This window comes from Sinorhizobium fredii USDA 257, from assembly GCF_000265205.3.
In the GTDB taxonomy this organism is placed as follows: Bacteria; Pseudomonadota; Alphaproteobacteria; order Rhizobiales; family Rhizobiaceae; genus Sinorhizobium; species Sinorhizobium fredii_B.
In genome coordinates, this window is the sequence record NC_018000.1 from 1600533 (window position 1) to 1622169 (window position 21637).

General features: G+C 62.9%; 20 protein-coding genes. 17 read left to right on the top strand and 3 right to left on the bottom strand.

What is annotated here, in order from left to right; genetic code table 11:
- The first annotated feature begins 171 nt into the window (after positions 1-171).
- Entirely contained in the window at positions 172-1002 is an 831-nt protein-coding gene (locus USDA257_RS07375; RefSeq protein WP_014762283.1) for an IclR family transcriptional regulator, read from the top strand.
- Between the two features lie 7 nt (positions 1003-1009).
- Here the strand turns inward: USDA257_RS07375 and USDA257_RS07380 are convergent, their stop codons facing one another.
- Positions 1010-1885, bottom strand: a complete 876-nt coding sequence (locus tag USDA257_RS07380) for a LysR family transcriptional regulator (protein WP_014762284.1) — start codon at positions 1883-1885, stop codon at positions 1010-1012.
- 228 nt (positions 1886-2113) lie between these two features.
- On the opposite strand from USDA257_RS07380, the gene USDA257_RS07385 reads away from it, so the two are divergent.
- The 13 genes from USDA257_RS07385 (at position 2114) to USDA257_RS37060 (ending at position 16699) form a co-directional block, all read left to right on the top strand.
- Positions 2114-3472, top strand: a complete 1359-nt coding sequence (locus USDA257_RS07385) for a C4-dicarboxylate transporter DctA (protein ID WP_014762285.1) — start codon at positions 2114-2116, stop codon at positions 3470-3472.
- A gap of 44 nt (positions 3473-3516) precedes the next feature.
- Complete coding sequence (locus USDA257_RS07390) at positions 3517-4353, top strand: bifunctional allantoicase/(S)-ureidoglycine aminohydrolase (RefSeq protein ID WP_014762286.1); 837 nt, start codon at positions 3517-3519, stop codon at positions 4351-4353.
- Between the two features lie 88 nt (positions 4354-4441).
- Positions 4442-6904, top strand: a complete 2463-nt coding sequence (ligD, locus tag USDA257_RS07395) for a DNA ligase D (RefSeq protein WP_014762287.1) — start codon at positions 4442-4444, stop codon at positions 6902-6904.
- A gap of 29 nt (positions 6905-6933) precedes the next feature.
- Complete coding sequence (gene ku / locus USDA257_RS07400; protein ID WP_014762288.1) at positions 6934-7815, top strand: non-homologous end joining protein Ku; 882 nt, start codon at positions 6934-6936, stop codon at positions 7813-7815.
- Positions 7815-8903 carry a tetratricopeptide repeat protein gene (locus tag USDA257_RS07405; RefSeq protein ID WP_014762289.1) on the top strand — a complete coding sequence of 363 codons (1089 nt, stop codon included), beginning with the start codon at positions 7815-7817 and terminating at the stop codon, positions 8901-8903. The genes ku and USDA257_RS07405 overlap by 1 nt, the downstream gene beginning before the upstream one ends.
- Positions 8904-8999: 96 nt before the next feature.
- Entirely contained in the window at positions 9000-9638 is a 639-nt protein-coding gene (locus USDA257_RS07410) for an alpha/beta hydrolase family protein (protein ID WP_014762290.1), read from the top strand.
- A 7-nt stretch (positions 9639-9645) separates the two neighbouring features.
- A complete protein-coding gene (gene xth, locus USDA257_RS07415) occupies positions 9646-10419 on the top strand; it encodes an exodeoxyribonuclease III (RefSeq protein WP_041413981.1) in 774 nt (257 codons plus the stop codon).
- Positions 10420-10498: 79 nt separating this feature from the next.
- Positions 10499-11386 carry an NAD(P)-dependent oxidoreductase gene (locus USDA257_RS07420; protein WP_014762292.1) on the top strand — a complete coding sequence of 296 codons (888 nt, stop codon included), beginning with the start codon at positions 10499-10501 and terminating at the stop codon, positions 11384-11386.
- A 247-nt stretch (positions 11387-11633) separates the two neighbouring features.
- A complete protein-coding gene (locus USDA257_RS07425) occupies positions 11634-12443 on the top strand; it encodes a TIM barrel protein (protein ID WP_014762293.1) in 810 nt (269 codons plus the stop codon).
- 235 nt (positions 12444-12678) lie between these two features.
- The gene (locus USDA257_RS07430) at positions 12679-13608 is read left to right on the top strand and encodes a sugar ABC transporter substrate-binding protein (RefSeq protein ID WP_014762294.1); all 930 of its coding nucleotides are present in this window, start codon (positions 12679-12681) and stop codon (positions 13606-13608) included.
- A 143-nt stretch (positions 13609-13751) separates the two neighbouring features.
- Positions 13752-15293: a sugar ABC transporter ATP-binding protein gene (locus tag USDA257_RS07435; protein WP_014762295.1), complete on the top strand. Its 1542-nt coding sequence runs from the start codon at positions 13752-13754 to the stop codon at positions 15291-15293.
- A 35-nt stretch (positions 15294-15328) separates the two neighbouring features.
- Entirely contained in the window at positions 15329-16354 is a 1026-nt protein-coding gene (locus tag USDA257_RS07440) for an ABC transporter permease (RefSeq protein WP_014762296.1), read from the top strand.
- 201 nt (positions 16355-16555) lie between these two features.
- Positions 16556-16699, top strand: coding sequence for a hypothetical protein (locus USDA257_RS37060; protein ID WP_162832915.1), 144 nt, complete (start codon positions 16556-16558; stop codon positions 16697-16699).
- 65 nt (positions 16700-16764) lie between these two features.
- Here USDA257_RS37060 and USDA257_RS07450 read toward each other — a convergent pair whose 3' ends face one another.
- On the bottom strand, positions 16765-18141 hold the full coding sequence (locus USDA257_RS07450) for a sensor histidine kinase (protein ID WP_014762298.1): 1377 nt from the start codon (positions 18139-18141) through the stop codon (positions 16765-16767).
- Positions 18138-18815, bottom strand: coding sequence for a response regulator transcription factor (locus USDA257_RS07455; RefSeq protein ID WP_014762299.1), 678 nt, complete (start codon positions 18813-18815; stop codon positions 18138-18140). Before USDA257_RS07455 ends, USDA257_RS07450 begins: the two co-directional genes overlap by 4 nt.
- Before the next feature lie 77 nt (positions 18816-18892).
- Here USDA257_RS07455 and USDA257_RS07460 point away from each other — a divergent pair, with 77 nt between their 5' ends.
- The 3 genes from USDA257_RS07460 (at position 18893) to USDA257_RS07470 (ending at position 21628) form a co-directional block, all read left to right on the top strand.
- Entirely contained in the window at positions 18893-19960 is a 1068-nt protein-coding gene (locus USDA257_RS07460) for an ABC transporter substrate-binding protein (protein ID WP_014762300.1), read from the top strand.
- 235 nt (positions 19961-20195) lie between these two features.
- Positions 20196-21140: a Bug family tripartite tricarboxylate transporter substrate binding protein gene (locus tag USDA257_RS07465; RefSeq protein ID WP_014762302.1), complete on the top strand. Its 945-nt coding sequence runs from the start codon at positions 20196-20198 to the stop codon at positions 21138-21140.
- Positions 21137-21628, top strand: a complete 492-nt coding sequence (locus tag USDA257_RS07470) for a tripartite tricarboxylate transporter TctB family protein (RefSeq protein ID WP_014762303.1) — start codon at positions 21137-21139, stop codon at positions 21626-21628. Before USDA257_RS07465 ends, USDA257_RS07470 begins: the two co-directional genes overlap by 4 nt.
- The last annotated feature ends 9 nt before the right edge of the window (positions 21629-21637 follow it).

The window sequence follows — 21637 nt, forward strand, 5'->3', positions numbered from 1 at the left end:
AACTCCTCCTGTTTAATGGAAACATAATCCATAAATTGGCCTCGTCAACATAAAAATGGAATTAATTGCCATTATATGGAAATTGCAGGAAGCGAGATCTATGCGCGGCACTGGTCAAAACCGCGCGTCGCCGCTATTGGCTAATGAGAGAGTCGTGACGGAGAATTCGCGGTGGCGGTGGTTTCGGAGCAAACAAAAGGCAAGCGGGGCCGGAAGGCGGGCGCCAATTCGACTCCGTCCTCCGTTCAAGTGCTCGACCGCAGCCTGGCGCTCTTCAGCCTCGTGGCAGATCGCGACGGTTCGACATTGACCGACCTGGCCGATGAGACGGGGCTCGCGCCATCGACGATCCACCGCCTGCTGACCTCGCTTTCGAGCCACGGCATGGTCGCGCATGATCCAGATACAGGCGAGTGGACGATTGGCGTGAGGGCCTTCGAGATCGGCAACGCCTTTCTGCGGTTCCGCAAGCTCGGCACGATCAGCCGGCCTTTCCTGAAGCGTTTGATGGACGAAACCGGCGAAACGGCCAATATCGGCATCGAGGACGATGGCGACGTCGTGTTTATCTCGCAGGTCGAAAGCCATGCGCCGATGCGTGCCTTCTTCCGCCCCGGACGGCGCGGACCGAGCCACGCCTCCGGTATCGGCAAGGCGATCCTTTCCACTTGGTCGGATACGGAAATCGCCAAGACGCTCGGCGGCAAGACGCTGACGCATTTCACCGACCGGACGATCGATACGTTGCCGGGGCTGATCAGGAACATCCAGGATATCCGCAATCGCGGCTGGTCGATCGACGACGAGGAACACACGCTCGGCATGCGCTGCATCGCCGCTCCGCTGTTCAACGAATATGGCGAGGCGATCGGCGGCATCTCGATCTCCGGGCCGTCGGTCCGCATCGACGACAACAGGCTCGAAGCACTCGGCTCGCTCGTGCGCCGGACGGCTGACGAGCTGACCCGCGCCATCGGCGGCCACCGGCCGGGAGAGAGCTGAGGCGCCGCTACCCGAACATTGACTCGGTCGCCTCCAGGAAGCTCGCGACCACCGGACCGCGGTTTGGCCGGCTGAGGACGTAGACATCGGCTTCCGGTGCGGGATCCGCAAGCGGACGATAGACGACACCGGGACGCGAGAGATTCCGGATGCATTCCGGAACGAGCGCCACACCGAGACCTGCGGAGACCAGACTGGTCAGCGAATAGGATTCGACGACCTCATTGGTGATGTTCGGCACAAAGCCTGCCGCGACGCAGCAGTCGTGCAGATAGCGGGCGAAACGGGAGTCCGCCAGGCGGAGAAAGACGAAGCTTTCCTGCCGCAGTGCCGCGAGTTCGACCGTTTCATGGCGGGCGAGCGGGTGATGTGCCGGCAGTGCGACGCCTACCTTTTCGTGCCAGGCCACCTTACCGACGAGTTCGGCATTGTAGCGCGGCTTGCGCACGAAGCTGAGGTCGGTGCGGTGCGAAAGCAGTGCCAACTCCTGCGCCTGCGGGTCCATTTCATGAATGCGGACGAAGACACCCGGCCAACGGTCGCGGAACCGCGCTATGAGGGTCGACAACTGACCGAGCAGGACCGAGCCGGTCGTGCCGATATTGAGCATGCCCACCTGGCCGGACCCGATGGCGCGCGCCTGATGCGTGGCATGTTCCACCTGCCCGAGGATCATCCGCGCTTGCTCGAGAAAACTGACGCCGGCCTCGGTGAGTTCGACATGCCGGCTCGTACGCTCGAAGAGGCGCGTGCCGACCTCTTCCTCCAGATCCTTGATCTGCTGGCTCAAGGGCGGCTGCGAGATGTTCAAGCTCCTTGCCGCCGCCGTAAAACTCGCCGCCTCGGCGACGGCGATGAAATAGCGCAAATGCCGTAGCTCCATCGCAACCTCCCACATTTTCGATATGATAAACATCTCGATCAAGTTAAACAATATATTGGACATATCGGTTTCATTTTGTTCCCATCGCTATTGATAGGCCGGGCGTCGCACGAGGAGGGTGCACGCCCTTGAAACGGTCCAAATCCATGAGCAGGCGGCGGCAGGCGCAACGGCTTCCGCGATTGCCAGTCGCAGCGCCCGGCTCACAGCGTTTCTGGGAGGAAACAAATGTCCAGGTTCAGCAGGTCCTTGTTCGGACAAGTCATCATCGCGCTCGTCCTCGGTATCCTTGTCGGGGTCTTCTGGCCGCAATTTGCGGCGCAGCTGAAACCGCTGGGAGACGGCTTTATCAAACTGATCAAGATGGTGATTGCGCCTCTGGTCTTCGGCGTGGTCGTGCACGGCATCGTCGGCGCCGGGGACCTTAGAAAGGTCGGGCGGGTCGGGCTCAAGTCGCTCATCTATTTCGAAGCCGTGACGACGCTGGCGCTCGCGCTGGGACTGATCGCGGCCTATGTCTTCGGCCCCGGCCACGGGATGAACGTCGATCCGACGACGCTCGATGCAAACGCCCTGGGTGCCTACACCGAAAAGGTTTCCCAGGTCACCGGCACCGTCGACTTCCTGATGCGGGTCATCCCGACGACGATTGTCGACGCCTTCGCCAAGGGCGATGTCCTGCAGGTGCTGCTGATTGCGGTGCTCTTCGGATCGGCCCTTGCGCTCGTTGGCGAGCGCGGCAGGCAGGTTGCCGATCTGATCGATCAAACGACTCAGGTACTCTTCAAGGTGATCGGCTTCATCGTCCGGCTGGCGCCGATCGGCGTCTTCGGCGCGATCGCCTACACGGTCGGGAAATACGGCATCGGCTCGCTGCAGCAGCTCGGCTATCTGGTCGTTCTGCTCTATGCGACGATCCTGCTGTTCGTCTTCGGCGTCCTCGGCCTGATCATGCGGATTGCCGGGTTCAGCATCTTCAAGTTCCTCGGATACTTGCGCGAGGAGTTGATGATCGTGATGGCTACCGCCTCCTCCGACAGCGTTCTGCCGCAGATCATGCGCAAGCTCGAACGGCTCGGAATCAAGGATTCGACTGTCGGCCTGGTCATTCCCACCGGCTATTCGTTCAACCTCGACGCATTCTCGATCTATCTGACGCTCGCGGCCGTGTTCATCGCCCAGGCCACCAATACGCCGCTGGCATCTGGCGACCTTTTGCTGATCCTCGGCGTGGCGTTGCTGACCTCGAAGGGCGCGCACGGCATACCGGGCTCCGCCATCGTCGTGCTGGCGGCAACGCTTTCGGCCATTCCGGTCATCCCGGCCATCGGCCTAGTGCTGGTCCTGTCGGTTGACTGGTTCGTCGGCATTGCCCGAGCCCTCGGAAATTTGATAGGCAATTGCGTCGCCGCCGTGGTCATTGCCGTCTGGGAGGGCGACATAGATCGCGAGCAGGCGCACCGAGTGCTCAACGGCGATCAGCCCGCAAACCCAGGGCCTGCACCTGTGCTCCACACCCCCGCAGCCGGCATAAGTGATGTCGCCGTCCCGGCTTCGGCCATCGCCCATTCCATCAACAGCCGTTAGTGCCAAAGCCGGTTCGAACAGACACTTCAACAGGTAACGAAAAAATGCAGAGCAACTATTATTTCCCCCAAGGCGGTCACCCGCCGCAATCCAACCTGCTGACGGATCGGGCGGTGTTCACCGAGGCCTATGCGATCATTCCGAAAGGCGTGATGCGCGACATCGTCACGAGCTATCTGCCGCACTGGACGAACACGCGTCTCTGGGTGCTTTCGCGGCCGCTGTCAGGCTTCGCCGAGACATTCTCGCAATACATCATGGAGGTCGGGCCCTCGGGAGGAAGCGATCGACCCGAGAGCGACCCCCGCGCGGAAGCCGTGCTGTTCGTGGTTGACGGGGACTTCCGCCTGACGATCGGCGGTGAAACCCATCGGATGCAGCCTGGCGGCTATGCCTTCATCCCGCCCGGCGCCGAATGGAGCCTCCGCAATGATGGTTCCACGCCGACCCGGTTTCATTGGTTCCGCAAAGCCTACGAAAAGGTGGAGGGAATCCCCCTCCCCGAACCTATCGTCACCAACGAAAGCGAAATCACTGCCACGCCGATGCCCGATACGGACGGTCGCTGGGCGACGACCCGCTTCGTCGATCCTTCGGACATGCGTCACGACATGCATGTGACGATCGTCACCTTCGAGCCGGGCGGCGTCATCCCCTTCATGGAAACCCATGTGATGGAGCACGGCCTCTACGTTCTCGAAGGCAAGGCCGTCTATCGCCTCAACGCCGACTGGGTCGAGGTCGAAGCCGGCGACTATATGTGGCTCAGGGCCTTCTGCCCGCAGGCCTGCTATGCCGGCGGACCGGGCAAGTTCCGTTACCTGCTCTACAAGGACGTCAACCGCCATATGGCGCTCGGCACGCCTGGCCGGTTCGCCTAAGGCTGGAGCCGCTCGAGCCGGGACGCTTCGTTTCCGGCTCGCATCAGCCGATATTGCGGGTTCGACGGATAGGCCATAGCTTGGTCGCATGGCGACGTCCAAGCTAGAAGCCTACCGCAAGAAGCGGGATTTTTCGAAGACGCCGGAGCCGGTCGGCAGCCCCGCCGGCGGCGGCAACCGTTTCGTCGTGCACAAGCATCATGCGACAGCGGACCATTATGACCTGAGACTTGAGGTCGGCGGCGTGTTGAAGAGCTGGGCCGTGCCCAAGGGCCCCTCGCTCAACCCCGCCGACAAGCGTCTGGCGGTCGAGACCGAAGATCATCCGATCGAATATATCGACTTCGAGGGCGTCATCCCGGAGGGCGAATATGGCGCCGGCCCGATGATCGTCTGGGACACCGGCGTATGGGCGCCGATGGAGGACGTCCAGAAAAGCCTCCAGACCGGCGCCTTCAAGTTTCGCCTGGCCGGTGAAAAGCTGAACGGCGGCTGGATGCTGACGCGGCTGAAGCCCAGGCCGGGGGAAGAGAACCAGACTCACTGGCTTCTCTTCAAGGAACGCGATCCTGCCGCCGATCCCTCCACCGACATTCTCGCCGCCCGGCCGGAAAGCGTCAAATCCGGCCGGCGGATCGAGGAGCTTCTCGAAAAGGCGAAGCCAGCGGCCAAGGCGGTGAAGCTGAGGCCGGGCGCCCTTGCCGGTGCGACAAAGGCAACGGCACCGACACGCATCGAGCCGCAGCTTGCCATACAGACGGCGATTCCGCCTGGTAGTGCCCCCGGGCGCGAGGTCTGGCTGCATGAGATCAAGTTCGACGGCTACCGCACGATGGCGCATCTATCCGGCGACGAGGTGCGCCTGATCACCCGCGGCGGCCTCGATTGGACAAGGCGCTATGGCGATGTGCCCGAAGCCATTCGGCGGCTGCCGTGCCGCGACGCTGTCATCGACGGCGAAATCGTCGCGCTCGACGAGGAAGGCATCAGCCGTTTCGCCCTTCTTCAGGAAGCGCTGTCCACCGGCGCCGACAACCGGCTGGTGTTCTATGCCTTCGACCTTGTCTATCTTGACGGCTGGAGCCTCGTGAATGTCCCGCTCGAGAAACGCAAGGCGCTGCTCAAACAACTGCTCGCCGCGCAACTGTCCAGCCGCTCGGCCATCCAGTTCAGCGATCACGTCGTCGGTGATGGACGCGCCTTTTACGAGCATGCGTCGGAACTGGGCCTCGAGGGGGTCATATCGAAACGTGCGACAGCTTTCTATCAGAGCGGGCGCTCCAAGACCTGGACCAAGACGAAGGCACTGAAGGCCGAAGACTTCGTGATCGCCGGCTATACCATGTCCGAGGCGGCCGAAGGGATCGCCGCGCTGGCGCTGGGCGAGTGGGTGGACGGCGAACTGCAGTATCGCGGCAAGGTCGGCACGGGTTTCGACGCGGCCATGCTCAAGCAGTTGCTGGCACGATTGGAACCGCTGCGCGCCGGGGCCGCCAAGATCGAGGGGGCGCCGAAGGAGATCAACTGGGTCCGTCCGGTGCTGACGGCGCGCATTCACTACGGCAATCGCACGACAGACAACGCGCTCCGTCATCCCGTGTTCAAGGGGCTTCGCGAGGTCGAACTCACGGCTCCCGTTTCGGGCCAGCGAAAACGGCTGATTTCCGACGCGGACCTCGCCAGCATCTCGATCACCAACCCGACCCGTCGGCTGTTCGGCAAATCCGGGCCGACCAAGCTGGATCTCGCCGTCTACTACGCCATGGTCGGCGATTTCATGCTGCCGCATATCCTCGGACGCCCGGTTTCGCTCGTCCGCTGCCCGACGGGCAAGTTCGCGGACTGCTTCTTCCAGCGGCACCCCTTCACCGGCATGCCGCCTTCGGTGGCGAGCTTCGAAGCCATGAGTTCGGAGGGCGAGACGAAACGCTACCTTTCGGTCGAAGACGCCAAAGGCTACCTGGCACTGGCGCAATTCGGCGTGGTCGAATTCCATTCCTGGGGCTCGACACGGGCGCGGCTCGAGAGACCCGACCGGGTCGTCTTCGACCTCGATCCTGGCGAGGGCATCGGCTGGCGCGAAGTGGTCGAGGCGGCCGTTCACATAAAGGGGGAGCTCGAGGCGCTCGGCCTCATTCCTCTCGTCAAGACCTCGGGCGGCAAGGGCGTCCATGTCGTCGTGCCGATCCGCCCGAAGCTCGACTGGAAGAAAGTGCACAAGGCGACCGGCGATATTGCCACCCACCTCGCCTCAACGGCGCCCGAAAGCTTCATCACCACGATGAGCAAGGGCAAGCGCGTGAAGCGCATCTTCATCGACTTCCACCGCAACGCCCGCGGGCACACGGCAGCAGCACCCTATTCGCTTCGCGCCCGCACGAATCTGCCGGCCTCTACGCCCTTAAGCTGGACCGATCTTGAGACTATCGACGCTCCCGAGGATTTAAATTATTCTTCGTTACCTGGCCTGTTGGCCATGTCCGGCGATCCCTGGGCCGATATCGACGACTGTGCACGGGATTTGCCTATGCTTGCCAATGCGGAAAAGTAACCCGGTAGAGCACCGCGCAGGAGACACTTATGGCACCCAGGGCAAGTTGGAAGGGTTATCTGAGGCTCAGCCTCGTGAGCTGTCCCGTACGGCTCTATCCCGCCACGACCACCAGCGAGCGCATCACCTTCAACCAGCTTCACAAGGAGACGCACAACCGAATCAACATGAAGCCGGTCGATCCGGAGCTGGGCCTCGTCGAACGATCCGACCTGGTGAAGGGCTATGAATACGAGGACAAGAAATACATCGTCATCGACGAGGCCGACCTCGAAAGCGTCAAGATCGAATCCAACCACACGATGAACATCGAGGCCTTCGTCGACGAAGGTTCCGTCGACGTGATCTATCAGGACGCGCCATATTATCTTGCGCCGGACGGTGCGATGGCCGAGGAGACCTTCATCGTTTTGCGGGAAGCCTTGAGGCGGGCCGGCAAGCTCGCGATCGCGCGCCTCGTGCTTTCGGGCCGCGAACGGGTGATCGCCATCGGCGCACGCGAGACCGGCATGTTCGTCTGCACGCTCAGAAATCCCAATGAAGTGCGCGGCACGGCCGAATATTTCGGCAACATCCCGGTCGGCAGTCCCGATCCGGAAATGCTGCAGCTCGCCGAGGCGCTCATTCAGCAGAAGACGACGACCTTCGATCCGAAGAACTATGAGGATCGTTACGAAGCTGCGCTGATGCAGATGATCCGCGAGAAGCTCAAGGGCCACAAGCCGATCATCGCGGCCCCGCCTGAACGCGGCAACGTCATCAACCTCATGGATGCGCTGAAGGCGAGCCTGTCGCAGGCGAAGCCGCCAGCGAAAAGCAAGAGCAAGACGGAGCCCGCTGCCCAAACGGGGGCGAAGAGCACCCCGGCCAAGCCCGCTGCAAAAAAGCCTAGCGCACAGAAGAAGGCCTGATGGCGGTCGCCGGCAAGACATTCGGCATCGTGGGCGCGCTTTCAGCCTATCCGCGGCGGCTGATCGCGCGAGAGGTTGAGCGCCAAGGGGGGCACTTGCGGCGCGGCGTCACGCGGCAGACCGCCTATGTGGTCTTCGGCCGCGGCTCGCTCACGAAGACGACCGATGCGGAGATCGAGGCTCGTTTCGAACGTGAGGCAGATTCCGGCCGGCGCCTGCTCAGCGAGAACGGCTTCCTTCGGCTGCTGGGCCTGGCAACAGCGTCCGAGACATCGGCGCTGCCGCGGCAATCGCTGATCGATCAAGCGAAGATCGCGCCTCGCTTCTTCGATCTCCTGTCGTTGTTCGACGCCTTCGAGCACGACAGCGAACCCTATTCGTTCCGCGACGTGATCCTCGCCCGCAAATATGCGGGACTGATCGCCAGTGGTGCCGGCTGGGGGGCGATCGCGCGCTCCGTCCATCGCTCCAGCCACGTCGCCTCGCTGACGGCGCTGTCGCTACATCATGAGGGGTCGAAGACGATATACGCGCGACGCGCCGAGGGCTTGAGCGAGCTCGACGGGCAATTGCTGCTCGATCTCGGCGCAGTCGAGGAGGCGGAACTCGAGGAGCTTTTCGCGCAGGCGGAAGAGGCCGAAGAGACCGGCAACTACGATGATGCAGCCGCGATCTACCAGCGCTATCTTGCCATCGATCGCAGCGACTCGGTCGCCGCTTTCAACCGGGCCAACTGCCTGAGGGCCGCCGGCCGCGAACTGGAGGCGGCGCATGATTACGCCCGGGCGATCAAACTCGATCCCTCCTTCGCCGAGGCCTGGTTCAACCTCGCCGGGCTGATGAGCGAGCGAAGCCGCATCGACACCGCCCGCCGGCATCTCGAAAAAGCGATCGGCCTCGACGACGACTATGCGGATGCGATCTTCAACCTGGCAAAACTGGAGTTCGACGCCGGCAATCTAGCCGAAGCGCGCCACTGGTGGATGCGCTATCTGGAACTCGACAAGGACTCCCAGTGGGCCCGCACCGCCGAACGCGGCGTGCAGTTCGTGAACCTTCATCACTTTCCCAAGGCGCCGCACGTCTGATCAGGCGCGCGCAGGTCGCTGTGGCTTTGGATCGCCGCATGATCTTATCGCCGGATCGCCCCGTTTACGGAATCATGCAGAGGACGGCTGACTGCCATGGTCGGAAAATTCCTGTTCGACGGACCGGAGCATGCGCCGGTCACCATTCTTCTCGCGCACGGCGCAGGCGCACCGATGGATTCACTGTCTATGTCCGCAACCGCCAAGGCGCTCGGCGAAGCAGGCTTTCGCGTCGCCCGGTTCGAATTCGGCTACATGGCGGCGCGGCGCACGGACGAGCGCAAGCCCCCGCCCCGCGCCGAAACCCTCAATCCGGAATACCGGGCGGCCGTCGCCGAGCTCGGCGCGAAGGGTCCGCTTATCATCGGCGGTAAGTCGATGGGCGGGCGCGTCGCCAGCATGGTCGCTGACGAGCTTCATGCGAGCGGGGAGATCGCCGGGCTGCTCTGCCTCGGCTATCCCTTTCACCCACCGGCCAAGCCCGAGCAGCTTCGCACCAGGCATCTCGCCGACCTCCGAACACCAACACTGATCTGCCAGGGAACTCGCGACGAGTTCGGCACGAGGGACGAGGTTCAGGGTTACACGCTATCCGAAAAGATCGAATTCCTCTGGCTCGAGGACGGCGACCATGACCTGAAGCCGCGCAAGAGTATCTCCGGCTTCTCGGCCGCCGACCATCTGAAGACTCTGGCTGATACCGTTAAACGATGGACCGATGGCTTGGTCCCCTGAATCAGCCATGAAGATCGCCACCTTCAACATCAACGGCGTGAACAAGCGGCTCGACAACCTCCTGGCCTGGTTAGCTGCAGCCGAGGCTGACGTCGTCTGCCTGCAGGAGCTCAAGGCGACGGACGGGCAATTTCCAAAAGCCGCGATCGAGGCCGCGGGCTACGGCGCCGTCTGGCGCGGGCAGGCGGCCTGGAACGGCGTCGCGATTCTGGCGCGCGAAAGCGAACCGGTCTTGACGCGCGCGGAGCTCCCCGGTGATCCTTCCGATACGCAGAGCCGCTACATCGAGGCGGCGGTGAACGGCATTCTCATCGCCTCGCTCTACGCCCCGAACGGCAATCCGCAGCCAGGGCCGAAATTCGACTACAAGCTCGCCTGGCACCAGCGCCTTGCCAGCCACGCCGCGGAGCTGTTCGAGACCGGCCTACCAGTGGTGCTTGCCGGCGACTACAACGTCGTTCCCGAACCCCGCGACATCTACCCGACCCGCTCCTATGACGAAAACGCCCTCGTGCAGCCGGAAAGCCGCGCCGCCTTCCGGCAGCTGCTCGACCAGGGCTGGCTCGACGCGCTGCGAAAACTTTATCCCCAGGAGCAGCTCTTCACCTTCTGGGATTATCGGCGCAACCGCTGGCAGCGCGACGCGGGCCTGCGCCTCGACCATTTTCTCCTCAGCCGCAAACTCACCCGCCGCCTGACCGGCGCCGGCATCGACCGGGATGTCCGCGGGCAGGAAAACGCCAGCGATCACGCGCCCGTGTGGATCACCTTGAGAGACTAGCCGAGACCGACAGCCAGAATTTTGGTCTAGCGGTTCCCCGTTTATCGTGCACCATAGCTTCAACCACAGGGAGGCGAGCATGACCAAAGCGAATGTGGGTTTCATCGGGCTCGGGCTGATGGGCCAGGGCATGGCGACAAACATACTGAAAAAGGGCTGGCCGCTCTCGGTCATCGCGCACCGCAACCGGGCACCGGTCGAGGCGCTGGTCGCGGCAGGCGCGAAAGAGGTGAAGTCACCACGCGAAATGGCGGAACGGTGCGAGATCATCGTGCTCTGCGTTACCGGCTCGCCCGAAGTGCTTGCCGTCGTCGAAGGTGCGGACGGCATCACCGCTGCCGGCAAGCCGCTGACCATTATCGATTGCTCGACTTCCGATCCTTCGGTGACGACGAAGCTTGCGCAGGATCTCGCCCAAAAGGGCATTACCATCATCGATGCGCCGCTCAGCCGCACCCCGGCGGACGCCGCCGCCGGCACGCTCGACGTCATGGTCGGCGGTGCTGAAGACGACGTGCGCCGCGTCTGGCCGGTGCTCGAGTGCTTTGCGGGCCGCATCGTCCATACCGGCCCGACCGGGACCGGGCACACGATGAAGCTGCTCAACAACTTCCTGTCGATGGGCTACGCGGCGCTCTATTCCGAGGCACTGATGCTCGGGCAGAAGGCCGGCCTCACGCCGGAGATCTTCGACAGCGTCGTGCGCGGCGGTCGCATGGACTGCCCTTTCTACCAGACCTTCTTCCGCTGGGTGCTGGAGCGAGATCCGAACGCCCACAAGTTCGCCATCCGCAACGGCTTCAAGGACATGACCTATCTCGCCGCCTTCGCCAACGCCGCCGGGGTCGCCAATCCGATCGGCGCGGCAGTAAGAAACTCCTTCGCGCAGGCCGTCGGGGCCGGACGCGGAGAGGACTATGTGCCGATGCTGTCGGACTTCATCGCGCAGGCGAACGGGATCAAGTGAGCCTTTGAAACCAAGTTAACTGGCTCGACCGGGCTGCTCACCTCGAGCAACCCATTCGTCGCATCGCAAGCTCAATGACAGAATCCAATCATTGGGGAATTATATTTCTTGCAGGAATGCAATGCCGCGGCGTGACTAGCGCTTTGACTGTTCCCTCCTTCACGGTGAATGTGGTCACGACCGGAAATGGAACAAACGTTCCGAACCGCCGTGGCAACTATTCCAAATGTTCCTGGAGGACCCATCCATGACAACCCTTCCCTTCGCCCTCAACCACATGGCCGCGCCGGGCCTTCCGCTTGATGCCTTCTTTGCGCTGGCGAAGTCGCTCGGAATCTCGGCGGTGGAGATCCGCAACGACCTCTCCGGTAATGCCATCCTCGACGGAACGAAGCCTGAGGAGGTGAAGGCGCTTGCCGAAAAACACGGGCTGACGATCATCTCGATCAACGCTCTGCAGCGCTTCAACGAATGGAACGAGGCACGCCAGGCGGAAGCGCGCGAGCTCATCTCCTATGCGCGCGATTGCGGCGCCAAGGCGCTGGTACTGGTGCCGGTCAATGACGGCAGCGGTCAGAAGGACGGCGAGCGCCAGGCGAATCTGCGCATCGCCTTAAAAGCACTCAAGCCGCTGCTCGAAGCGGCCGGCCTCATCGGTCTTGTTGAGCCGCTCGGCTTTGAAATCTGCTCGCTGCGCTCGAAGAGCGAAGCCGCCGAGGCAATTCGGGACATCGGCGGAGCGACCTTCCGTCTGGTGCACGACACCTTCCACCATCATCTCGCGGACGAGGACGCATTTTTCCCGGACCTGACCGGTCTCGTGCATATTTCCGGCGTCAGCGACGAGGGTGTTGCCGTCTCCGAGATGCGCGATCGGCACCGGGTTCTGGTCGATGTCGCGGACCGGCTGGACAATGCGGGCCAGATACGTCGCCTGCGCGCGGAAGGTTATCAAGGACCCTTCTCGTTCGAGCCTTTCGCGCCTTCCGTGCACGCCCTGAACGATCCGGCCAAGGCCCTTCTCGCGAGCATGGACTACCTGCAGTCCCGCACATGATCGCTTAGCGCGCGCGAAAGCGCGGAAATCCGCCCGGCACCGCAAGATGTACTTGACGGCGCTCGGATAAAATGGAATACATATTCCGTAATAACAAATCGATGGTTTATTTGTTCCGTTTTCGCGGAGGCGCAGCGGGAGTGCTGCGTCCGACCAGAATGAGCTCGATCAGAGAGTCGAGTTTCCGGCGAAAGAGAGGGTGTGGCCGGCACCAAAAGTGGAGGAGAAAGTACACATGAAGAAATTCATTTTGGGCACTGCGATGGCTGTCATGATGTCGACGGCCGCGCATGCGGAGACGATCGGCGTCTCGATGGCGCTCTTTGACGACAACTTCCTGACGGTTCTGCGCAACGGTATGCAGGACTACGCCAAGACGCTCAACGGCGTGGAGCTGCAGATCGAGGACGCACAGAACGACGTCGCCAAGCAGCAAAGCCAGATCCAGAACTTCATCGCCGCCGGCGTCGACGCCATCATCGTCAACCCGGTCGACACCGATGCGACCGCCGCCATGTCGAAGATCGCAGCGGACGCCGGCATTCCGCTCGTCTACGTCAACCGCGAACCGGTAAACATCGACACCTTGCCGGAAAAGCAGGCCTTCGTGGCTTCGAACGAAGTTGAATCCGGTACGCTCGAGACACAGGAAGTCTGCAAGCTGCTCGGTGGCAAGGGCAAGGCTGTCGTGATGATGGGCGAACTCTCCAACCAGGCCGCTCGCATGCGCACCAAGGACATCCACGACGTTCTCGCCACCGACGCGTGCAAGGGCATCGAGATCGTCGAGGAGCAGACCGCCAACTGGTCTCGCACCCAGGGCGCCGACCTCATGACCAACTGGCTGTCCGCCGGCCTTGAGTTCGACGCCGTGATTGCCAACAACGACGAAATGGCGATCGGCGCCATTCAGGCGCTGAAGGCTGCCGGCCGGTCGATGGACTCGGTCGTCATCGGCGGTGTCGACGCCACGCAGGACGCGCTTGCGGCCATGGCTGCCGGCGACCTTGACGTGACCGTGTTCCAGAACGCCGCCGGCCAGGGTCAGGGCTCGGTCGATGCCGCACTGAAGCTCGCCAAGGGCGAAGCCATCGAGAAGAAGGTCTACATCCCCTTCGAACTCGTCACGAAAGACAACCTGGACAAATATCAGGCCAAGAACTGATCGTTCCTTCCGGGAGCGCGGCCGGAGCCGCGCTCCCATTCGAAACAAGTCCCGCCCGAGGCCTGGACGGGCCGATCAAAAGGCCTATTCCGCCCGCCGCGTGGACGTTCCGGCCAATGCCGGAAAATGGGGAGGCAATGAGAATGACGCTCAGTCCCACAACGATGGCAGCCGTGCGCGCCAGCGGTGCCATACCCAATGCCGAATATCTCCTGTCCGCCGAGGGTGTGCGCAAGGAATTCCCCGGCGTCGTCGCGCTCGATGACGTCCAGTTCAAACTGAAGCGCGGCACCGTGCACGCGCTGATGGGCGAGAACGGCGCCGGCAAGTCTACCCTGATGAAGATCCTCGCCGGCATCTACCACCCGGACCAGGGCGAGGTGAAGCTCAGGGGCGTCGACATCCAGCTGAAGTCGCCGCTCGACGCGCTCGAAAATGGCATCGCGATGATCCATCAGGAACTGAACCTGATGCCCTTCATGACGGTCGCCGAAAACATCTGGATCCGCCGCGAGCCGAAGAACCGCTTCGGCTTCGTCGACCATGGCGAGATGCGCCGCATGACCGCCAAGCTCTTCGAGCGGCTGAAGATCGACCTCGACCCGGAGATCGAGGTACGCCACCTCTCGGTCGCCAGCCGGCAGATGGTGGAAATCGCCAAGGCGGTCTCCTACGAATCCGACGTCCTGATCATGGACGAGCCGACCTCGGCCTTGACCGAGCGCGAAGTCGCGCATCTCTTCGAGATCATCCGCGACCTGCGCTCGCAGGGCATCGGGATCGTCTACATCACTCACAAGATGAACGAGCTGTTCGAGATCGCCGACGAATTCTCGGTGTTCCGCGACGGGAAATATATCGGCACGCACGCGTCCAGCAATGTGACCCGCGACGACATCATCCGCATGATGGTCGGCCGTGAGATCACCCAGATGTTCCCCAAGGAAGACGTGCCGATCGGCGAGGTCGTTCTTTCGGTCAAGAACCTGACGCTGAACGGCGTCTTTCATGACGTCTCCTTCGATGTGCGCGCTGGCGAAATCCTCGGCGTTGCCGGCCTCGTCGGCTCGGGCCGCTCGAACGTTGCCGAGACGCTCTTCGGCGTCACCCGGGCAAGTTCGGGCACGATTTCGATCGACGGCAAGCAAGTGGTGATCGACAATCCCAATACGGCGATCCGCAACCGCATGGCGTTCCTGACGGAGGACCGCAAGGACACCGGCTGCCTGCTGATCCTCGACATCCTGGAGAACATGCAGGTTGCCGTCCTCCAGGACCGGTTCGTCAAGCGCGGCTTCGTCTCCGAAAAGGAGATTACCGCGGCCTGCGAGGAGATGAGCCGCAAGCTGCGGGTGAAGACGCCGAACCTGCAGGAGCGCATCGAGAATCTCTCGGGCGGCAACCAGCAGAAAGTCCTCATCGGCCGCTGGTTGCTCACCAATCCGCACATTCTCATCCTGGACGAGCCTACCCGCGGCATCGACGTCGGCGCCAAGGCCGAGATTCACCGGCTGGTGACCGAGCTCGCCCGCAACGGCGTCGCGGTCATCATGATCTCGTCGGAAATGCCGGAAGTGCTCGGCATGAGCGACCGGATCATGGTCATGCATGAAGGCCGCGTCACCGGCTTCCTCGACAGGGCAGAAGCCACCCAAATCAAGGTCATGGAACTTGCCGCACGCTAGAAGCGCGCGAACGCCGACCGCAGGGAGGAAAGACAATGGATACCAATATCGCTGCACATAGCGCGAGTTCGACCCCCGCCCGGTCGAGACGGCGCTTACCGCCCGAGCTCAACATCTTCCTGGTGCTGATCGGGATCGCGCTCGTCTATGAGGTTCTCGGCTGGCTCTTCGTCGGCCAGAGCTTCCTGATGAATCCTCAGCGCCTGACGATCATGATCCTGCAGGTGTCGGTGATCGGCATCATCGCCGTCGGCGTGACACAGGTGATCATCACCGGCGGTATCGATCTTTCCTCGGGCTCCGTGGTCGGAATGACGGCGATGATCTCGGCGAGCGTCGCGCAAGCATCCACCTGGCCCCGCGCGCTCTATCCCTCGCTGACCGACATGCCGGCGATAGTGCCGATCGGACTTGGCCTCGGCATCGGCCTCCTTGCCGGGTTCATCAACGGACAATTGATCGCCAAGACGAAGATCCCGCCTTTCATCGCCACGCTCGGCATGATGGTATCGGCGCGCGGTATCTCCAAGTGGTACACCAAGGGACAGCCGGTCTCGGGCCTGACCGACCAGTTCAACTTCATCGGAACGGGCATCTGGCCGGTCATAGTCTTCCTCGTCGTCGCGCTCATCTTCCATATTGCCTTGCGCTATACCCGCTACGGCAAGTTCACCTATGCGATCGGCGCCAACGTCCAGGCGGCGCGCGTCTCCGGGATCAATGTCGAGGCGCATCTGATCAAGGTCTATGCCATCGCCGGCATGCTCGCGGGCCTTGCAGGCGTCGTCACCGCAGCCCGTGCCCAGACCGCACAGGCTGGTATGGGTGTCATGTACGAACTCGATGCGATCGCCGCGACCGTCATCGGCGGCACCTCGCTCACCGGCGGCGTCGGCCGTATCACCGGCACCGTGATCGGGACGATCATCCTCGGCGTGATGACCTCTGGCTTCACCTTCCTGAGGGTCGACGCCTACTACCAGGAGATCGTCAAGGGCTTGATCATCGTTGCCGCCGTGGTCGTCGACGTCTATCGTCAGAAGGGTCGCAAAAAGACGTAAGGAACACTGCTCTCCCAGTGAAGTACCTGGCCGGGATGAAGAAATTCATCCCGGCATTTTTGTCTTCTCCTACCATATCCGGGCGATATTCTTGCCGCTCGACATATGCTTGCCTTGCAAGGCAGCTCCGTAGACTCCGCCGTGGCAATCGCATTGCCGATAGACTATATGAGCCGCATCCAAACCTATCGGAGAATTATCATGTCATCGCAGCGCAAGCTCGCGAACCAGATTCAATCGCGTTTCGCTCGTCAGCTCTGGAACGAGCTGCTGCGGGTTCAGACCCGCGACGCCGCATCTCTTCTCGAAGCCCGCGACCGCCAAGAGGGCGAGGATCGTTCGTAACGGCTTCGCGGCTGCCCGTCAGGCGGTCCACGTCTCGGCCGGCTGACCGTGACTCGCCCGCCGCTTCAGCCCGCCGGAAATCTCACGGCGACCTTCAGGCCGCCGCCCTCGCCGTCCTCAAGCCGCATCGTTCCGCCGTAGAGCGCGGCGATCTCGTCGACGATCGGCAGCCCGAGCCCCGTGCCGGGCGCCTCGTTGCCGCCGCGCCGGAAGCGCTTCAGCACGGCCTCGCGGAGCTCCGGCCTGATGCCCGGTCCATTGTCCTCGACCTCGAGCACGACCTCCTTGTCCAGGCCTGAGACGCGCACCGTCACCTCCGCCCCTCGCCCCGCATAGAGCAGCGCATTGCCGATGAGGTTCTTCAGGAGTTCTCCGACGAGCAGCGGCTCGGCCCGGATCCAATTCTCCCCCTCGCCGGCAAAACCAAGATCGATCCCGACCTCGCTGGCGGCCGGCACGTGCTCGGCGGTGACGCTGCGTGCCAGCTCGGCCAGTTCGATCCGCTCCGATCCGCGTGCCTCGTCCTTCGCCGCCGCATCGATCTTCGCCATCAGCAGCAATTGCGCGAGGATGCGCTCGGCATTGGCGACCGCCTCATCCGCCTTCGAAGCTGCAGCCAGCGCTTCCTCGACCGTCGCCGCCCGGCGGGCGAGCGCCAGCTGCGTCCGGATGATTGCCAGCGGCGTGCGCAACTGATGGCTGGCATTGCCGGTGAAATGGCGAAGCGCATCGAGCGCCGACTGCAGGCGCACCATGAAGGAATTGACCGTGTCGACCAGCTCCTGAACCTCGCTCGGCACCCGTTCACCGATCGGATGGAGGTCGTCGGGGCTGCGTTCGGCGATCGCGTCACCGAGCCGGTAGAGCGGCCTCAGCGAGAAGGTCACCGCCACCCAGACGATCAGGGCAGCACCGGCGATCATCAGTCCGAGGCGGAGCGCCGAGTGCAAGAGGATCGTCTGCGTGAGCTGGCGTCTGGCGATCGTCGTCTCGGCAACGGTGACGACGAAGGGAACGGAATTCACACCGGTGGAGGCGGAGCGGCGAAGCACTGCGAGACGGATGGGTTCGCCACGGAAGATCGCATCGGCAAAGCTCGTCGACTGGCCGGCGGCCTCGGGAAGCGACGGCAGGGTCTGATAGCCGGTGATGAACGCGCCCGGCGGGCCGTCGACCCGGTAGAAGACCCGATCCTGCGCGGCCGAGGTCAGCATTTCCAGCGCGACATAGGGTATATCGACCTGAAGCGTGCCGTCCTCGGCGACAACCACCCGTTCGGCAATCGCCAACGCCGAGCCCGCGAGCACTCGATCCGAGACGACGTTCGCCGTCTTGACCGCTTCCCGATAGGTATCCATCAGCGCGATGACGCCGATCACCGCGGTCGAGATCAACAGCCAGCCGAGCAGCCTGCGCCGGAGCGAATAGACGACGGTCCTCATTCGGAGTTTGCCGCCTTGTCGAGATAGTAACCGATGCCACGGGCGGTGCGGACCGTCAGGCCGTAGGGCGCCAGGCGCTTGCGCAGCCGGCTCACATATTGCTCGATCGCATTGGGGCTGAGGTCGTCATCGAGGCCGGTCAGCGATTGAACGATCGCGTCCTTGGCGACCACCTTGCCGGCGCGCATGAAGAGGAGCTCGAGGAGTCCGAGCTCGCGCGCCGGAATTTCGATCGGCACGCCGTCGGCGGAAAAACTGCGGGCATTGAGATCCAGCGAAACGTTGCCGTAGCTGACGATCGAACTGCGCAAACCGGCCTGGCGCCGGAGCAGCACCCGCACGCGGGCCTCGAACTCGCCGATGTCGAAAGGCTTGATCAGGTAGTCGTCGGCACCGAGATCGAGGCCCTTGATCCTTTCTTCGGGCGAGCCGCGCGCAGTCAGGATCAAGACGGCCGCGCGGTTCTGCCTAGCCCGCATGGAGCGCAGCACGTCGAGCCCGTCCATCTCCGGCAGGTTCAGGTCCAGGATCACCAGATCGAAGCTCTCGGCGGCGGCGACGGCATGCGCCGACGTCCCGTCGTTCACCACGTCGACGGCATAGCCGCTGCCGCGCAAAAGGGTCGAGAGACCCTCTGCCAGAGCCTGATTGTCTTCAACGAGCAAGATTCGCAATTGTCGCTTCTCCCCGCCTCACCTTATCGGTCGCGACCTTGCTTGTGAACGGCGTCCAGCTAAGGCATTGTGCAAATATGCGCTTGTTGATTTCTTTCGCTTTTTGGTTGTTTTTCGCCCGGCTCGCGTGTGCCGCGCCGGTGTTCTTCCCGGCCGTTTCCGGCGATGCGGCCGCCCCCGTTCTCGTCGTCTATTCCTCGCTCGACGAGCCCTTGGCGCGACCGATGATCGTCGGCTTCCAGAAGGCCAATCCGGAAGTCGCGGTGCGCTACGAAGATATGCTGACCGGCGAGATCTACGATCGGATCGTCCAGGAGACCGATGCCGGTCAGAAGACGGCCGATTTTGCCTTTTCTTCCGCCATGGACCTGCAGGTGAAGCTCAGCAACGACGGTTATGCCCAGCGCAGCGACCTGCCGATGAGCAGCCGCTGGCCGGCATGGGCGAACTGGCGCAACACGGCCTATGCCTTGACCTTCGAGCCGGCGGTGTTCGTTTATCACAAGCCGAGTTTCGCGACGGAACGGCCGCCGGCGACGCGCGCCGAATTTGTCGAGTACCTGAAGCGCGAGGGAAGCGATGTCTTCGGCCGCATCGGCACCTATGATATCGAGCGCTCGGGCGTCGGCTTCCTCTTCATGGCCCGCGACCAGGAACAATTCGGCGACATCTGGAGCGTCATCCAGGCAATGGGTGCCGCAGGCGTCAAGCTCTATTCGACCAGCCAGGCGATTCTCGAGCGGGTTGCGGACGGACGCTTCGTGCTCGGCTACAATATTCTGGGCTCCTACGCCGCCGACTGGGCCTCGCGGCATCCCGATGTCGGCATCGTGCTGCCGAAGGACTATACCGTGGTGATGTCGCGAATCGGCCTCGTGCCGCAGGCGGCCGCCTCTCCCGATCTTGGTCGCCGCTACCTCGAATTCTTCATGTCGAAGGAAGGCCAGACGATCATGGCGCGTGAACTGCAGATCCCGGCCGTCAGCCCGGAGGTCGCCGGCGAGAACACGGCCAATACCATGCAGGAGATGCTTGGCGGGCAATTGAAGCCGGTGCCGGTTAGTCCCGGACTGATGGTCTATCTCGACCAGGTGAAACGCGCCCGGCTGATCGCCCGCTGGAACGAGATGCTCAGACTCCAGTGAATATTCCCGGAGCCGAAACAAACCGTTTACGAGCTAGCGGGTTGATGTCAGGTTAATGTCAGCTTTCTATGTTGGTTTAGCGCCGCTGGCAACCCGTGGAGGCGGAATGCCAGCAGCGCATCGGGAGGAAATCACCAATCCGGTCGGAGGTTGCCGCTTCTAGGTCAGCCGCCCGTTTCTCCCGTTCGCGAAAACAATCACCGCGCGGACGAACCGCGCCTACGGAGGACCGACCTTGAAACACTTCTTCCTCGCATCCATTCTCGCCGGCGCGCTGGCGCTTCCGGCCTATGCCGCCGACTACACGATCATCGCGCCGGCCAATCCCGGCGGCGGCTGGGACCAGACCGCTCGTTCGCTGCAGACCGTCATGCAGCAGGAAGGCATTTCCGGCAATGTGCAGGTGCAGAACGTGCCCGGCGCCGGCGGCACGATCGGCCTGGCGCAGTTCGCCAGCCAGCAGAAGGGCAACCCGAATGCGCTGCTCGTCGGCGGCTATGTCATGGTCGGCGCCATCCTCACCAACAATTCGCCGGTCACCCTCAACGACGTCACGCCGATCGCGCGCCTGACGGGCGAATACGAGGCGATCGTCGTTCCGGCCGCTTCCGAGATCAAGACGATGGCCGATCTCGTCGAAGCCCTGAAGAAGGATCCGGGCGCCGTTTCCTGGGGTGGCGGCTCGGCAGGCGGCACTGACCACATCGCCGTCGGCCTCATTGCCAAGGCCGCTGGCGTCGATCCGACCAAGATCAACTACATCGCCTATTCCGGCGGCGGTGAGGCGCTTGCTGCGATCCTCGGCAGCCAGGTGACGGCCGGCATCTCCGGCTACGGCGAATTCGAGTCGCAGATCAAGGCCGGCACGCTCCGACTGATCGCGGTCTCGAGCGCCGAGCGCCTTCCGGGTATCGACGCTCCGACGCTGAAGGAATCCGGCCTCGACGTCGTCGTCGAGAACTGGCGCATGGTCGCCGCCGCTCCGGGCCTTACCGACGAGCAGAAGGCTGCCGTTTCGGCGGACGTCGAGAAGCTCGCCAAGTCTGCCGGCTGGCAGGAGGTGCTGAAGACCAAGGGCTGGCAGGACACCTACCTCGCCGGGGACGCCTTCAAGGAACAGCTCGCCAAGGACGTTTCGGCAACCGAAGCGGTCCTCAAGGACATCGGACTGGTCAAATGAACAAGGGAGACAACCCTTCCGTCGAAACGCGCCGCCCTGATCGGGCGGCGCTGATCATCGCCGTCGTGCTGGCTGCGATTGCCGGCGTGATCTTCTGGGATGTTTCTCGCCTTACGGGGCTCGCCGGCTACTCGCAGGTGGGCCCGACCACCGTGCCTTACGCGATCGCCTGCTGTCTTATCGTGCTTGCCATCTGGACGGCTGTCGAGGGGCTGAGGGGTGACTTCGTCGAGCGTGAGCCGCAGCAGCTCGGGCCGGTCGCCTGGGTCGTCGGCGGGCTTGCAGCGCAGATGCTGCTGCTCAATACGCTCGGTTTCTCGATTGCGACCGGCATCCTCTTCGCCCTGACGGCGCGCGGCTTCGGGAAGCGGCAACTCTGGCTGACAATTCCCTTCGGGATCGTCGCCAGTTTCCTTGTCTGGACGATATTCGCCAAGCTCCTGCAACTGTCGCTGCCGGCAGGACCGCTTGAACGCCTGCTCTTCTAGAAAGGCAGA

Excerpts from the sequence above, each read along its gene's own strand:
- USDA257_RS07380 (WP_014762284.1), bottom strand. The coding sequence starts at position 1,885 with ATGGAGCTACGGCATTTGCGCTATTTCATCGCCGTCGCCGAGGCGGCG.
- USDA257_RS07385 (WP_014762285.1), top strand. The coding sequence starts at position 2,114 with ATGTCCAGGTTCAGCAGGTCCTTGTTCGGACAAGTCATCATCGCGCTC.
- USDA257_RS07390 (WP_014762286.1), top strand. The coding sequence starts at position 3,517 with ATGCAGAGCAACTATTATTTCCCCCAAGGCGGTCACCCGCCGCAATCC.
- ligD (WP_014762287.1), top strand. The coding sequence starts at position 4,442 with ATGGCGACGTCCAAGCTAGAAGCCTACCGCAAGAAGCGGGATTTTTCG.
- ku (WP_014762288.1), top strand. The coding sequence starts at position 6,934 with ATGGCACCCAGGGCAAGTTGGAAGGGTTATCTGAGGCTCAGCCTCGTG.
- USDA257_RS07405 (WP_014762289.1), top strand. The coding sequence starts at position 7,815 with ATGGCGGTCGCCGGCAAGACATTCGGCATCGTGGGCGCGCTTTCAGCC.
- USDA257_RS07410 (WP_014762290.1), top strand. The coding sequence starts at position 9,000 with ATGGTCGGAAAATTCCTGTTCGACGGACCGGAGCATGCGCCGGTCACC.
- xth (WP_041413981.1), top strand. The coding sequence starts at position 9,646 with ATGAAGATCGCCACCTTCAACATCAACGGCGTGAACAAGCGGCTCGAC.
- USDA257_RS07420 (WP_014762292.1), top strand. The coding sequence starts at position 10,499 with ATGACCAAAGCGAATGTGGGTTTCATCGGGCTCGGGCTGATGGGCCAG.
- USDA257_RS07425 (WP_014762293.1), top strand. The coding sequence starts at position 11,634 with ATGACAACCCTTCCCTTCGCCCTCAACCACATGGCCGCGCCGGGCCTT.
- USDA257_RS07430 (WP_014762294.1), top strand. The coding sequence starts at position 12,679 with ATGAAGAAATTCATTTTGGGCACTGCGATGGCTGTCATGATGTCGACG.
- USDA257_RS07435 (WP_014762295.1), top strand. The coding sequence starts at position 13,752 with ATGACGCTCAGTCCCACAACGATGGCAGCCGTGCGCGCCAGCGGTGCC.
- USDA257_RS07440 (WP_014762296.1), top strand. The coding sequence starts at position 15,329 with ATGGATACCAATATCGCTGCACATAGCGCGAGTTCGACCCCCGCCCGG.
- USDA257_RS37060 (WP_162832915.1), top strand. The coding sequence starts at position 16,556 with ATGTCATCGCAGCGCAAGCTCGCGAACCAGATTCAATCGCGTTTCGCT.
- USDA257_RS07450 (WP_014762298.1), bottom strand. The coding sequence starts at position 18,141 with ATGAGGACCGTCGTCTATTCGCTCCGGCGCAGGCTGCTCGGCTGGCTG.
- USDA257_RS07460 (WP_014762300.1), top strand. The coding sequence starts at position 18,893 with ATGCGCTTGTTGATTTCTTTCGCTTTTTGGTTGTTTTTCGCCCGGCTC.
- USDA257_RS07470 (WP_014762303.1), top strand. The coding sequence starts at position 21,137 with ATGAACAAGGGAGACAACCCTTCCGTCGAAACGCGCCGCCCTGATCGG.